The sequence below is a fragment of the Xanthomonas sp. CFBP 8443 genome (assembly GCF_025666195.1).
Taxonomy (GTDB): Bacteria; Pseudomonadota; Gammaproteobacteria; order Xanthomonadales; family Xanthomonadaceae; genus Xanthomonas_A.
In genome coordinates this window covers 2753038-2765274 of the sequence record NZ_CP102592.1, presented here as the reverse complement: position 1 = coordinate 2765274, position 12237 = coordinate 2753038, and the positions used below count along the sequence as shown (strand labels likewise).

Annotated in this window: 13 protein-coding genes; 11 read left to right on the top strand and 2 right to left on the bottom strand. The window is 69.6% G+C overall.

What is annotated here, in order from left to right; translation table 11 throughout:
- Positions 1 to 96: 96 nt before the first annotated feature.
- Both NUG20_RS11500 and NUG20_RS11495 read left to right on the top strand, forming a co-directional pair.
- A complete protein-coding gene (locus NUG20_RS11500; RefSeq protein WP_263394626.1) occupies positions 97 to 603 on the top strand; it encodes a DUF1249 domain-containing protein in 507 nt (168 codons plus the stop codon).
- 103 nt (positions 604 to 706) lie between these two features.
- A complete protein-coding gene (locus NUG20_RS11495; RefSeq protein WP_263394625.1) occupies positions 707 to 1195 on the top strand; it encodes an NUDIX hydrolase in 489 nt (162 codons plus the stop codon).
- 282 nt (positions 1196 to 1477) lie between these two features.
- On the opposite strand, the gene NUG20_RS11490 is transcribed toward NUG20_RS11495, so the two are convergent.
- Positions 1478 to 2236, bottom strand: a complete 759-nt coding sequence (locus NUG20_RS11490; protein WP_263394624.1) for a 3-hydroxybutyrate dehydrogenase — start codon at positions 2234 to 2236, stop codon at positions 1478 to 1480.
- A 142-nt stretch (positions 2237 to 2378) separates the two neighbouring features.
- Here NUG20_RS11490 and NUG20_RS11485 point away from each other — a divergent pair, with 142 nt between their 5' ends.
- Genes NUG20_RS11485 through NUG20_RS11460 form a run of 6 tightly spaced genes read left to right on the top strand, consistent with a single transcriptional unit; the run spans position 2379 to position 6408 of the window.
- The gene (locus NUG20_RS11485) at positions 2379 to 2993 is read left to right on the top strand and encodes a CDP-alcohol phosphatidyltransferase family protein (RefSeq protein WP_263394623.1); all 615 of its coding nucleotides are present in this window, start codon (positions 2379 to 2381) and stop codon (positions 2991 to 2993) included.
- 46 nt (positions 2994 to 3039) lie between these two features.
- Positions 3040 to 4221, top strand: coding sequence for a class III poly(R)-hydroxyalkanoic acid synthase subunit PhaE (gene phaE / locus NUG20_RS11480; protein WP_263394622.1), 1182 nt, complete (start codon positions 3040 to 3042; stop codon positions 4219 to 4221).
- Positions 4218 to 5294: a class III poly(R)-hydroxyalkanoic acid synthase subunit PhaC gene (locus NUG20_RS11475; RefSeq protein WP_263394621.1), complete on the top strand. Its 1077-nt coding sequence runs from the start codon at positions 4218 to 4220 to the stop codon at positions 5292 to 5294. The genes phaE and NUG20_RS11475 overlap by 4 nt, the downstream gene beginning before the upstream one ends.
- Positions 5295 to 5337: 43 nt before the next feature.
- Positions 5338 to 5721, top strand: a complete 384-nt coding sequence (locus tag NUG20_RS11470) for a YfeK family protein (protein WP_263398460.1) — start codon at positions 5338 to 5340, stop codon at positions 5719 to 5721.
- A gap of 28 nt (positions 5722 to 5749) precedes the next feature.
- Positions 5750 to 5959: a PspC domain-containing protein gene (locus NUG20_RS11465; RefSeq protein WP_263394620.1), complete on the top strand. Its 210-nt coding sequence runs from the start codon at positions 5750 to 5752 to the stop codon at positions 5957 to 5959.
- A gap of 11 nt (positions 5960 to 5970) precedes the next feature.
- On the top strand, positions 5971 to 6408 hold the full coding sequence (locus tag NUG20_RS11460) for a hypothetical protein (protein ID WP_263398459.1): 438 nt from the start codon (positions 5971 to 5973) through the stop codon (positions 6406 to 6408).
- Between the two features lie 2 nt (positions 6409 to 6410).
- Here the strand turns inward: NUG20_RS11460 and NUG20_RS11455 are convergent, their stop codons facing one another.
- Positions 6411 to 7622: an NAD(P)/FAD-dependent oxidoreductase gene (locus tag NUG20_RS11455; RefSeq protein WP_263394619.1), complete on the bottom strand. Its 1212-nt coding sequence runs from the start codon at positions 7620 to 7622 to the stop codon at positions 6411 to 6413.
- 175 nt (positions 7623 to 7797) lie between these two features.
- On the opposite strand from NUG20_RS11455, the gene NUG20_RS11450 reads away from it, so the two are divergent.
- The 3 genes from NUG20_RS11450 to NUG20_RS11440 all read left to right on the top strand — a co-directional run bounded on the left by NUG20_RS11450 (position 7798) and on the right by NUG20_RS11440 (position 12223).
- Positions 7798 to 8013 (top strand): hypothetical protein, encoded by a 216-nt coding sequence (locus NUG20_RS11450; protein ID WP_263394618.1) that lies wholly within the window; start codon positions 7798 to 7800, stop codon positions 8011 to 8013.
- Between the two features lie 75 nt (positions 8014 to 8088).
- Positions 8089 to 9717 (top strand): hybrid sensor histidine kinase/response regulator, encoded by a 1629-nt coding sequence (locus NUG20_RS11445; protein ID WP_263394617.1) that lies wholly within the window; start codon positions 8089 to 8091, stop codon positions 9715 to 9717.
- Between the two features lie 127 nt (positions 9718 to 9844).
- The gene (locus NUG20_RS11440; RefSeq protein ID WP_263394616.1) at positions 9845 to 12223 is read left to right on the top strand and encodes a Tex family protein; all 2379 of its coding nucleotides are present in this window, start codon (positions 9845 to 9847) and stop codon (positions 12221 to 12223) included.
- Positions 12224 to 12237 lie beyond the last annotated feature (14 nt).

Sequence of the window (12237 nt, the reverse complement as noted above, 5' to 3'; positions counted from 1 at the left end):
GGCGCAAAACCGCCGTGCCGAGACCTCCAAGGTAGGCCCCGGCGGGCGATCCGTCAATGCTGCCGCGCGAGCGTTTCAACGTGTAGCATCGGCTCCATGCAGCACGCCCTGACCCGCAGCGAACGCATCCCCCGGCTCAGCCGATTCGGCTGGCTGATGGGGCTGTACGCCGAGAACTACGTTCACCTCAATCGCCTGTTCGTCCCGTCGGACCTGGCCGTGGGCAGCTACCTGTCCTCGATCGGCGACGGCCTGGACCTGCGCCTGGACGTGATCGAGCACCACCGCTACACGGTGGAACTGCGCCTGACCTACGACCTGTGCGACCCGCTCACCGGCGAGCCAGACCCGTCGGCCTACGTGCGCATGTACCGCGACGCGCGCCAGGCCGAGACCACGCATTGCTACGTCGGCCGCCGCTGGCAGGACGTGATGGGCCTGTATCCGCCGCCGGCGGAACTGATCAGCCACCGCATGCGCATGAACACCTTCCTCAGCAAATGGCTGGAATACCTGGCCGAACGCGGCCATGGCGTGGCCACGCTGAAGCCGGCCGCGCCATTGCCGCGGCCGGCGCAGGATGCGCCGGTGCCGCTGCTTTAGATCGTGGTGACGTTAGGCCGTGCTGCCGTAACAGTGGTGGCGTAGACCGCTCGTCGCGGCGGATGCGGCATACTGCGCGCCCGCCGACTCGCCCGACCGCCGCATGCCTTACACCCCGATCGTCGCCACGCTGGGCTACGTGTTGTCGCCCGATCGTTCCAAGGTGCTGCTGATCCATCGCAACGCGCGGCCCGGCGACCATCACCTGGGCAAGTACAACGGCCTGGGCGGCAAGGTCGAGGCGGACGAGGACGTGCTGGACGGCATGCGCCGCGAGATCCGCGAGGAGGCCGGCATCGAATGCGAGGCGCTGCAATTGCGCGGCACCATCAGCTGGCCCGGCTTCGGCAAGCACGGCGAGGACTGGCTGGGCTTCCTGTTCCTGATCAGCGCCTACAGCGGCGAACCGTTCGCCGAGAACGCCGAGGGCACGCTGGCCTGGGTGCCGGTGGCGGACATGCCATCGCTGCCGCTGTGGGAGGGCGACCGGCATTTCCTGCCGCTGGTGTTCGACGCCGATCCACGCCCGTTCCACGGGGTGATGCCGTATCGCGACGGGCGCATGCTGTCGTGGCGCTACTCGCGCGCCTGAGCGCCGCCGCGCCTTTGTCCACAGCGGCTGTGGATCGATCCTGCACAAGCCTGTGGGCAAGCGCGGCAAGTCGCTGATACGGCTGGCCGATTTTGCCGACTGGCGAAACTTTCGCCAGCCGCTGCCGCGCTTCTCCACAGCGGGTGTGGATGGAACCGGCCGAAGTCTGTGGATAAGAGTGCGGCCGCGTTGCAGCGCAACGCCCGCCGCCGCATTGGCGAAAAATTCGCCAGCAAGGATCGCCGTTCCGCAACCCCATTGTTGCCGGCACGCGCCGTCACGCTACTGCGCGGTCCAGCCGCCGTCGATGGCGATGGTCTGCGCGGTGATGTTGCGCGCCGCCGGCGAGGCCAGGAACGCGACGCAGCCGGCCAGCTCGTCGTAGTCGATGAACACGCCCTTGGGCATTGGCTTGAGCATCACCTGCGCGATCACGTCGGCTTCGGAGATGCCGCGGGTGCGCGCCTGGTCGGCGATCTGCTTGTCCACCAGCGGGGTTTTCACGTAGCTGGGGCACAGCGTGTTGATGGTGATGTCGGTGTCGGCGGTTTCCAGCGCCACGGCCTTGGAGAATCCGACCAGGCCATGCTTGGCGGCGACGTAGGCGCTCTTGTACGGGCTGGCGACCAGCGAATGGATGCTGCCGATGTTGACGATGCGGCCGAAGCCGCGCGCGCGCATGCCCGGCAGCAGCGCCTGGGTCAGCCGCGCCACGCCGGTCAGCATCACCTCGACCAGCAGGCTCCACTTGGCCATCGGGAAGTCCTGCAGCGGCGCCACGTGCTGCAATCCGGCGTTGTTGACCAGCACGTCCACGGGCCGCGAGATCGCCGCCAGGGCCGCATCGATGCTGGCCTCGTTGCTCACGTCCAGCGCCACCGCCTCGGCCGAGCCGCCGGCCGCGCGCAGTTGCGCGGCTACCGCGGCGGCCGCGTCCGCATCCAGGTCGCTGACGACGATGTGGCGGCCGCCGGCGGCCAGTTCGCGGGCAATGCCGGCGCCGATGCCGCTGGCGGCGCCGGTGATCAGGACGGTCTGCATGGGAAGCACCTGTGGGCGAGGGGCGACAAGCGTAGCAGCGCGCCGCGACGGCGCCATGGCGGCGATCCTCGCCACTGCGCTGGCGCCACGCTACCCTGTGCCGGTCGCACCCTTCTCACGCCGGATCCGCCACGCTATGCCGATGAAACGCCACTTCTCCATGCTGCGCGAATTCCAGTTGGCCGACTGGTTCACCCTGGCCAACGCCTTCTGCGGCACCGGCGCGGTGTTCGCGTCGATGCGCTTCCTGCAGGAGGGCCGGCGCAGCGACCTGCTGATCGGCATGGCGCTGATCCCGCTGGCGTTCGTGTTCGATGCGCTGGACGGGCGCGTGGCGCGCTGGCGCAAGTCCTCGTCCACCCTCGGCCGCGAACTGGATTCGCTGGCCGACGTGATCTCCTTCGGCGTCGCCCCGGCCGCGCTGGCCTACGCCTGCGGCATGCAGGGCGGCTGGGACTGGCTGGTGCTGAGCTTCTTCGTGTGCTGCGGGGTCAGCCGCCTGGCGCGCTACAACGTCACCGCTGAGCAGCTGGCCGGCGACGGCGACAAGGTGCCGTATTTCGAAGGCACGCCGATCCCCAGCAGCCTGGCGTTGGTGATCGTGCTCGCGGTCGCCGCGTACCTGGGCCACATCGGCGACGCGCTGTGGTGGGGCCAATGGCGGCTGGGGCCGTGGCTGCTGCACCCGCTGGTGCTGCTGTTCGCGCTGTCCGGTTCGCTGATGATCAGCAAGACCCTGCGTATTCCCAAGCCCTGACCGGGTGCAGTTGCTATCATCCCCCGTCTGACCTGGGAGGGTGGCGATGAAGGCTAGCGGCGGCAACGATGCCGGCGATTTCGAGGCGTTGGCGCGGCAGTACTGGGGCGCGTGGAGCGAGGCGCTGCGCCAGGGCGGGGCTGCGCCCGCAGCGCCAGCAGATGGCGCCGCCGGTCCGTGGCGCGAGGCGATCGACACCTGGGCGCAATGGCTGCCGCGCGGCACCGCGCCGCAGGCCGAGGATGCGGTGGCGCAGCTGCAGCGGCAGGCCGGCGACTGGTTCGGCGCGATGCAGCAGGTGGCCGCGCAGTTCGCCGGGCGCGATGCCGGCAGCGCGGACGTGGCCGCGGCGTGGAAGCAGCAGGTACAGGGCCAGCGCGAGCAGATGCTGCAATGGCTGCTCGGCACCGCCCGCGGTGCCGGCCAGGTCGGTGTGGATCCGTGGCTGCAGCAGGCGGCGCAATGGCTGCAGGGCTGGCAGCGCGACAGCGGGCCGTGGCTGCAGATGCCGGGCTTCGGCCCGGGCCGCAACCACCATGCGCGCTGGCGCGCGCTGGCCAAGGCGCAGCAGGACTACCAGGCGCAGCTGCAGGCGTACATGGGCCAGTTGCAGGGCGCGATCGACAACGCCTTCGGCGTGTTCGAGGCCAAGCTGCGCGAGCACGAGGATCCCGGCCGCCAGCTGACCAACGCGCGGGCGATGTTCGACCTGTGGATCGACGCCGCCGAGGAAGCCTATGCGGCTTCGGCGTTGTCGGAGGAGTTCCGCGAGGTCTATGCCGGCTTCGCCAACGCGCAGATGCGCCTGCGTTCGCTGCTGCAGCGCGAGACCGAGCAGCTGTGCGAGCAATTGGGCCTGCCGACCCGCAGCGAACTGGATGCGGCGCATCGGCACATCGCCGATCTGGAGCGGCGGCTGCGGCGGCTGGAGCGCGGTGCCGCGCCGGTCGCGGCGACGGCGAACCCCCAGTCCACCGAGAACGCCGCACCCGCATCGCGCCCGCAGCCGCGCGGGCGGCCTGACGCTGCTCCCGCGTCCAAGGCGGCGCCAGCCGGCACGCCGGCCAAGGCCGCCGCGAAGCAGCCCACCAAGCGCGCCGCTTCCGCGTCCAAGCCGCCGGTCAAATCCAAGCCTGTCGCGTCGTCCAGGTCTGCCGCGGCGTCCAAGCCCGCCGCCAGGCCGGCGCGTGGCAAGCCGGGCGCGGCGCCGCGCCGGGGCCGCGCATGAAAGGGCCGTTGAGCTTCAGCAGCGACGACCTGCTGCAGGAAACCCTGGAGCTGCAGCGCAAGCTCATGGAAGGGCTGCGCGTGCTGCCCGGGCTGGATGAGGTGCAGTACGGCGTCACCGAGCGGCAGGAGGTGTGGCGCGACGGCAAGGTGGTGCTGTACCGCTTCGTCGGCAACAAGCCGCCGACCGCGAAGGTGCCGCTGCTGATCGTCTATGCGCTGGTCAACCGCCCGTACATGGTCGACCTGCAGGCCGACCGCTCGCTGGTGCAGGGCCTGCTGGCGCTGGGCGAGGACGTGTATGTGCTGGACTGGGGCTATCCGGACCGGTCCGAGCGCTACCTGACCCTGGAAGACTATCTGCTGCGCTACATCGACGGCGCGGTCGACCACCTGCGCGCGGCCACGGCCGACGCGCCGGTCAACGTGCTCGGCATCTGCCAGGGCGGCACCTTCTCGCTGTGCTATGCGGCGCTGCAGCCGGCGAAGGTGCGCAACCTGGTGACGATGGTGACCCCGGTGGATTTCCATACTCCGGACAACATGCTGTCCAACTGGGCGCGCCAGGTGGACGTGGATCTGTTCGTGGACACGCTGGGCAACGTGCCGGCGGATCTGATGAACGCCAGCTACCTGATGCTCAAGCCGTTCCGGTTGAACCTGCAGAAATACGTCGGGCTGCTGGACATCCTCGACGATCCGCGCGCGCTGGAGGACTTCCTGCGCATGGAAAAATGGATCTTCGATTCGCCCGACCTGGCCGGCGAGACGTTCCGCGAGTTCGTCAAGCAGTTCTACCAGGACAACGCGCTGATGCATGGCCGCGCGCGCATCGGCGACCACGCCGTGGACCTGGCCCGGGTCGACATGCCGGTGCTCAATGTCTATGCCGAGCAGGACCACCTGGTGCCGCCGGACGCATCGCGCGCGCTGCGCGGCCTGGTCGGCAGCGAGGACTACGCCGAGCTCAGCTTTCGCGGCGGCCACATCGGCATCTACGTGTCCGGCCGCGCGCAACGCGAAGTGCCGGGGGCGCTGCACCGCTGGCTCGCCGAGCGCGATGGCGGAGAATAGATACATGATGAAACCCACCACGCGATCCGCGCAGCGGCTCGGCATGCGCCTGTCCGCGTTCGGCCTGGCCTGCGTCTGCACGGTCGCGGCCGCAGCCGTGCCGTCGCCGGTCGCCGAGCGCGAGATCAACGCACTGCTGGCGGCCTTGCAGGCCTCGCCGTGCCAGTTCCAGCGCAACGGCAGCTGGTATCCGGCGGCGGAGGCCAAGGCGCACCTGCAGCGCAAGTACGACTACCTGCGCAAGCGCGAGATGGCCGCCACCGCCGAGCAGTTCATCGAGCGCGGCGCCAGCCAAAGCAGTAGCAGCGGCAAGGCCTACCGGGTGGCGTGTCCGGGCCAGCCGGAGCAGGATGCGGCGGCCTGGTTCGCGCAACAGCTGGCGGTGCTGCGCCGTCACGCCCCGTCCGCGGCGCCGCGCCCAGACTGAGCGCGCATTTGCCGCAGGAGCCGCCGCCATGTCCCAGCCCAAGCCCACCCGTACGCTGTCGCGCTCGCTCGACGATCGCATGATCGCCGGCGTGATCGGCGGCATCGCGCATCGCTTCGGCTGGAGCGCGACGCTGCTGCGCGTGGTCTACGTGATCGGCTCGATCGCCTCGGCCGCGTTCCCCGGCATCCTGGTCTACCTGATCCTGTGGCTGCTGATTCCCAACGAAGCCGATTGACGCAGCCGGCGATGGCGCTGCGCCTGGCCGGGTTCGTGCTGGGCGCGCTGTGGACCTTGCCCAATACGCTGCTGGGCCTGACAGCAGGACTCGCCGCGATGCTGGTCGGCGCCCGTGCGCGGGTCAGCCGGCGCGAGCTGGCGCTGGTGTTCGACCGGTTTCCCTGGGGGCCGCGCGGCGCATTGACGCTGGGCAACGTGATCCTGGTCAGCGCCGACGACCTGGACGTGGCCTGTGCCACCTACGAACACGCCGCCGGTCGCTGCCGGCACCCGAACGTACGCCTCGGCGATCACGAGCGCGCCCACGTGCTGCAGTACCTGGTGCTGGGGCCGCTGTTCCTGCCGGTGTACTTCGCCTGCGGCGGCGTCCATGTACGCAACCCGCTTGAGCGCGCCGCCGATCGCTACGCGATGCTCGGCCGCGGCTGGTGGCCGGGGCGGCGCTGAGCTCAGTCCAGCCGGGCGAAACCGAACAGCTGCTTGAGCGGATGCGCGCGGCGCTCGATGTGCGCACGCAGCAGGCTGGCGCCGAGCATGCTGTAGGTGATGCCATTGCCGCCGTAGGCCATCGCGAACTGCATGCGCGGCCCGCGCTGCGGATGCGGGCCGAAGAAGGGCAGGCCGTCTTCGGTTTCGGCGAAGGTGCCGGCCCAGGCGAAGGTGGGCTTCAGGTCCAGGCCCGGCATCGCCTTGGCGATCTTGCGCGACAGCGTGCGCGCCTTGCCGTCGACGCGGGCGTCGCGGCGCAGCGGAATGTCCACGCCGTCGTCCTCGCCGCCGGCGACGATGCGTCCGTTGCCGGTGGTGCGCAGGTACAGGTAGGGGCGCGCGCTTTCCCACACCATCGTGTGCTTCAGCGCGCCGAGCACCGCGTCGTCCAGCGGATCGCTGACGAACGCGTAGCTGCTGCGGTTGCGGGCCACGCGCCGGTCCAGCCAGCGCTGGCTGGCGTAGCCGGCGGCGATCACCACATGCCCGGCGCGGACCTGTAGGCCCTGCTCGGTGTGCAGGGTGGCGCCGCGGCGGCTCAGGTCGATGCGCTCGACGCGGGTGCGGTCGTAGACCCCGACGCCGCGCTTGTGCGCGCGGCCGAGCAGGCGGTAGGTCAGGCGGTAGGGGTCCACCCGCGCCGCCTGGCGGCTGAGGATCGCGCCGTGGGCGTCGATGCCGTAGTCGGCGCGCAGCGCCTGTGCATCCAGCCACTCCACCTCGAGTCCGTGGCGCGCGCGCAGCTGCAGCTCCTGCTGCAGCACGCGCACGTGACGGCGGCGGCTGGCGTAGTACAGGCTGTCGTTCCAGCCGAAGTCGACATCGCGCAGCGGCCGCGCCAGCGCCCGCAACTGCTCCACCGCCTGCGCACAGGAGCGGTAGGCGAGGGCGGCGGCGTCCTCGTCGTAGCGCTTGGCCAGATCGAGCATGTGGGTGTCGATCTCGTACTGCAGCAATGCGGTGCTGGCGGCGGTACTGCCCCAGCCGACGTCGCGTTGTTCCAGCACAACGACCTCGTGGCCGTGCGCGGACAGTTCGTCGGCGATCAGCGCGGCGGTGATGCCGCCGCCGACGATCGCCACATCGCAGCGCAGGTCGTTGCGCAGTTGCGGGAAGGCCTGTATCAGGCCGTTGCGCACGGACCAGAAGGGGTAGCCGCTCTTGAGATCCATGCAGGTCCGCCAGGGAGGGGTGCGCGACTACCGGGCATGGGCAGTTAAGCCGATGTGAGAAAGAAGTAAGTCATCTGCGGGCAAACAGCGACGATTAACCTGCGTGGAGAATCCCCTCACGTGGCGCTGTGTAGGCTGCGCGCCAGTTCCACGAATTCCCAACAGAGGAAGCGTCATGTCGGTCGTTCTGTATATCGGTGGCAGCAAGGATGGCGAGAAGGGCGTGATGCCCTACGGCTTCAGCAAATCGATGAAGGAAACCGCCTCAGGGCCGGAGATCTACGTCGAACGTGTGCTAGCGGTGAGCGATCGGCAGGTGCGGATCATGGCGCTGGAATCGTTGCAGGACGAAATCGTGGTGGAACGGCTGCACAAGTACTATTCGCGTTGACGCCGGCGTGCGGACCCCGGTGTGGTCGCCCGCATAGGCGGGCCAGCAACGGTTCGCATGGAACTACGATCGACCATGCCAGCACCCGATACCAGCAAGCCATCGCGCGTCACCGTCCACGAAAACACCACCGCCGACCTGTCCGACCACCGCAGCGACATCTTCTTCGCCGCCGTGGAAACCACGCGCATGCCGATGATCGTCACCGATCCCAGGCAGGCGGACAACCCGATCGTGTTCGTCAACCGCGCGTTCGTGGAGATGACCGGCTACAGCAGCGACGAACTGCTCGGCAACAACTGCCGCTTCTTGCAGGGACCGGACACCGATCGCGATACCGTGGACAGCGTGCGCGAGGCGATCGCCACACGCAGCGAAGTGGCGGTGGAGATCCTCAACTATCGCAAGGACGGTTCCAGTTTCTGGAATGCGTTGTTCATCTCGCCGGTCTACAACGAGCACGGCGAGCTGGTCTACTTCTTCGGCTCGCAGTTGGACGTCAGCCGCCGCCGCGATACCGAGGACGCCTTGCGCCAGGCGCAGAAGATGGAGGCGCTGGGCCAGCTGACCGGCGGCATCGCGCACGACTTCAACAACCTGCTGCAGGTCATGTCCGGCTATCTGGAACTGATCGAGCATGCGGTGGAGCGCGAGCCGCTGGATCCGGCGCGGCTGCGCAAGAGCGTGGAGCGCGCGCGCGACGCCGCCGGCCAGGCCGCGCGGCTGACCCAGCAATTGCTGGCCTTCGCGCGCAAGCAGAAGCTGGAAGGGCGCGTGCTCAACCTCAATGCGCTGGTCGCCGGCATGAGCGACGTGGCCGAGCGCACGCTGGGCGACGGCATCACCTTCGCGCTGGACCTGGCGGCCGACCTGCGCAACTGCCGGATCGATCCGACCCAGGCCGAGGTGGCGCTGCTCAACATCCTGATCAACGCGCGCGACGCGATGGCCGCGCAGCCTGCGCCGCGCCTGGTCATCCAGACCCGCAACGTGTCGATCCGCGCCGACGAGCCCACCACCTACGACAACCTGTTGCCCGGCCACTACGTCTGCGTCTCGGTCACCGACAACGGCAGCGGCATGTCGCCGGACGTGCTGGCCCACGTGCTGGATCCGTTCTTCACCACCAAGGACGAGGGCAAGGGCACCGGCCTGGGGCTGTCGATGGTGTATGGCTTCGCCAAGCAGTCCGGCGGCGCGGTGCGGCTGTATTCGGAAGAGGGCCACGGCACCACGGTGCGGCTGTACTTCCCGATCGACGACAATGTCGAGAACGTCTCGCCGCGCGATTCGCGCACCCGCCGCGCGTTCGACCGGCAGGGCGACGAGACGATCCTGATCGTGGAGGACCGGCCGGACATCGCCGAACTGGCGCGCCTGTTCCTGGAGGACCAGGGCTACGCCACCCACGTCGTGCACAACGCGCGCGAGGCGCTGCAACTGCTCGACAGCGGCGTGCACGTGGACCTGCTGTATTCGGACCTGATCATGCCCGGCGGACTCAATGGGGTGATGCTGGCGCGCGAGGCGCGGCGGCGCCGGCCCAGGCTCAAGGTGTTGCTGACCACCGGCTACGCCGAGTCCACGATCGAGCGCACCGATGCCGGCGGCGCCGAGTTCGAGGTGCTGTCCAAGCCCTACAACCGCCTGGACCTGACCCGCAAGGTGCGCATCGTGCTGGATGGCCCCACCGGCGTGAGCTGATGCGGCAGGCAGGCTGGTCGGCGTGCGCTGACGCCGACAGGTCGGCGTGCGCCTGTCAACGGGTTCCCCGATGGCCCGGGCGCTGCGAAAATGCCGGTTTTCCGCAAGGCGGCTCCGGCCGGACGCAATGCACGACACTCAGCTCGCCCAGCAGATCGCCCGTACCATCGCCGAGGAAATCGGCGCCCAGCCCGCGCAGGCGCGCGCCGCGATCGCCTTGCTCGACGAAGGCGCCAGCGTGCCGTTCATCGCGCGCTACCGCAAGGAAGTCACCGGCGGCCTCGACGACACCCAGTTGCGCAACCTGGAAACCCGCCTGACCTATCTGCGCGAGCTGGAAGACCGCCGCGCCGCGGTGCTGGCCAGCATCGACGAACAGGGCAAGCTCAGCGACGAACTGCGCGCGGAGATCGTCGCCGCCGATACCAAGTCGCGGCTGGAAGACCTGTACCTGCCGTACAAGCCCAAGCGCCGCACGCGTGCGCAGATCGCGCGCGAAGCGGGCCTGGAACCGCTGGCCGATGGCCTGCTGGCCGACCCGTCGCTGACCCCGGACAGCTTCGCCGCGAGCTTCGTCGACGCCGACAAGGGCGTGGCCGACGTCAAGGCGGCGCTGGAGGGCGCGCGCGCGATCCTGATGGAGCGCTGGGGCGAGGACGCGGCGCTGGTCGGCGAACTGCGCGGCTGGCTCGGCGACGTCGGCGTGATCCGCGCGCGCGTGGCCGAGGGCAAGGAGCAGGAAGGCGCCAAGTACCGCGACTACTTCGACCATGCCGAGGCGCTGGCCAAGATTCCCTCGCACCGGCTGCTGGCGCTGTTCCGCGCGCGCCGCGAGGAAATCGTGTACCTGGAACTGGACCCGGGCAGCGACGCCGAGGCCGGCCACCAGTACGCCGAAGGCCGTGTCGCGCTGCGCGCCGGCATCGCCAACCAGGGCCGCCCCGGCGACCGCTGGCTGCTCGATGCGTGCCGCCTGACCTGGCGCGCCAAGCTGCACATGCACCTGCTGCTGGACCTGTTCAACCAGGCGCGCGAAAAGGCCGAAGCCGAGGCGATCGCGGTGTTCGGCGACAACCTGCAGGACCTGATGCTGGCCGCGCCGGCCGGCGCGCGGGTGACCCTGGGCCTGGATCCGGGCATCCGCACCGGCTGCAAGATCGCGGTGGTCGATGCCACCGGCAAGCTGCTCGCCACCGATACCATCTATCCGCACGAGCCGCGCAAGCAGTGGGACCAGTCGCTGCACACGCTCAGGCAGCTGTGCACGCAACATGGCGTGGAACTGATCGCGATCGGCAACGGCACCGCCAGCCGCGAGACCGACAGGCTCGCCGCCGACCTGATCAAGCAGAACCCGCAGCTGAAGCTGGAGAAGATCGTGGTCAGCGAGGCCGGCGCGTCGGTGTATTCGGCGTCCGAATTCGCGGCCAAGGAGTTCCCGCAGCTGGACGTGTCGCTGCGCGGCGCGGTGTCGATCGCGCGGCGCCTGCAGGATCCGCTGGCCGAGCTGGTCAAGATCGAGCCGAAGGCGATCGGCGTGGGCCAGTACCAGCACGACGTGGACCAGTACCGCCTGGCGCGGGCGCTGGACGCGCGCGTGGAGGACTGCGTCAACGCGGTCGGCGTCCACGTCAACACCGCCTCGGCGGCGCTGCTGTCGCGCGTGTCCGGGCTGTCGGCCAGCGTGGCCGAGAACATCGTCCGTCACCGCGACGACAACGGCCCGTTCAAGCGCCGCAAGGAACTGCTGAAGGTGCCGCGGCTGGGCGAGAAGACCTTCGAGCAATGCGCCGGCTTCCTGCGCATCGCCGACGGCGACGAGCCGCTGGACGCCTCGGCGGTGCACCCGGAAGCGTATCCGGTGGTGGAGCGCATCGTCGGCGCCACCGGCAAACCGATCAAGGCGCTGATCGGCGACGGCGGCTTCCTGCGCGCGCTCAAGCCGGACCAGTTCACCGACGAAAAGTTCGGCGTGCCGACCGTGCGCGACATCCTCAAGGAACTGGAGAAGCCAGGCCGCGATCCGCGTCCGGAGTTCAAGGCCGCGCGCTTCGCCGACGGGGTGGAGGACATCAAGGACCTCAAGCCGGGCATGGTGCTGGAGGGCGTGGTCAGCAACGTCGCCGCGTTCGGCGCGTTCGTCGACATCGGCGTGCACCAGGACGGGCTGGTGCACATCTCCGCGTTGTCCGACAGCTACGTCAAGGATCCGCGCGACGTGGTCAAGGCCGGCGACATCGTCAAGGTCAAGGTGCTGGAAGTGGACGTGGCGCGCAAGCGCATCGCGTTGACCCGGCGCCTGGACGATACGCCGGCGCCGGCGTCGGCGCGCGCCGGCGAGCGCGACGGCGGCGCGCGTCCGGCGGCAGGCGCGCCGCGTCGCGAACGCGATGCGCGCGGCGGCAATGGCGGCAATGGCGGAGGCAACGGCAAGCCGCGCGCCGCGGCCGCGCCGCCGCAGAACAGCGCCCTGGCCGACGCGTTCGCGCGCGCCAAGCGCAGCTGAGCGGGCACAGCCGC

Coding starts and splice junctions, on each gene's coding strand:
- NUG20_RS11500 (WP_263394626.1), top strand. CDS start 97: ATGCAGCACGCCCTGACCCGCAGCGAACGCATCCCCCGGCTCAGCCGA.
- NUG20_RS11495 (WP_263394625.1), top strand. CDS start 707: ATGCCTTACACCCCGATCGTCGCCACGCTGGGCTACGTGTTGTCGCCC.
- NUG20_RS11490 (WP_263394624.1), bottom strand. CDS start 2,236: ATGCAGACCGTCCTGATCACCGGCGCCGCCAGCGGCATCGGCGCCGGC.
- NUG20_RS11485 (WP_263394623.1), top strand. CDS start 2,379: ATGAAACGCCACTTCTCCATGCTGCGCGAATTCCAGTTGGCCGACTGG.
- phaE (WP_263394622.1), top strand. CDS start 3,040: ATGAAGGCTAGCGGCGGCAACGATGCCGGCGATTTCGAGGCGTTGGCG.
- NUG20_RS11475 (WP_263394621.1), top strand. CDS start 4,218: ATGAAAGGGCCGTTGAGCTTCAGCAGCGACGACCTGCTGCAGGAAACC.
- NUG20_RS11470 (WP_263398460.1), top strand. CDS start 5,338: ATGCGCCTGTCCGCGTTCGGCCTGGCCTGCGTCTGCACGGTCGCGGCC.
- NUG20_RS11465 (WP_263394620.1), top strand. CDS start 5,750: ATGTCCCAGCCCAAGCCCACCCGTACGCTGTCGCGCTCGCTCGACGAT.
- NUG20_RS11460 (WP_263398459.1), top strand. CDS start 5,971: ATGGCGCTGCGCCTGGCCGGGTTCGTGCTGGGCGCGCTGTGGACCTTG.
- NUG20_RS11455 (WP_263394619.1), bottom strand. CDS start 7,622: ATGGATCTCAAGAGCGGCTACCCCTTCTGGTCCGTGCGCAACGGCCTG.
- NUG20_RS11450 (WP_263394618.1), top strand. CDS start 7,798: ATGTCGGTCGTTCTGTATATCGGTGGCAGCAAGGATGGCGAGAAGGGC.
- NUG20_RS11445 (WP_263394617.1), top strand. CDS start 8,089: ATGCCAGCACCCGATACCAGCAAGCCATCGCGCGTCACCGTCCACGAA.
- NUG20_RS11440 (WP_263394616.1), top strand. CDS start 9,845: ATGCACGACACTCAGCTCGCCCAGCAGATCGCCCGTACCATCGCCGAG.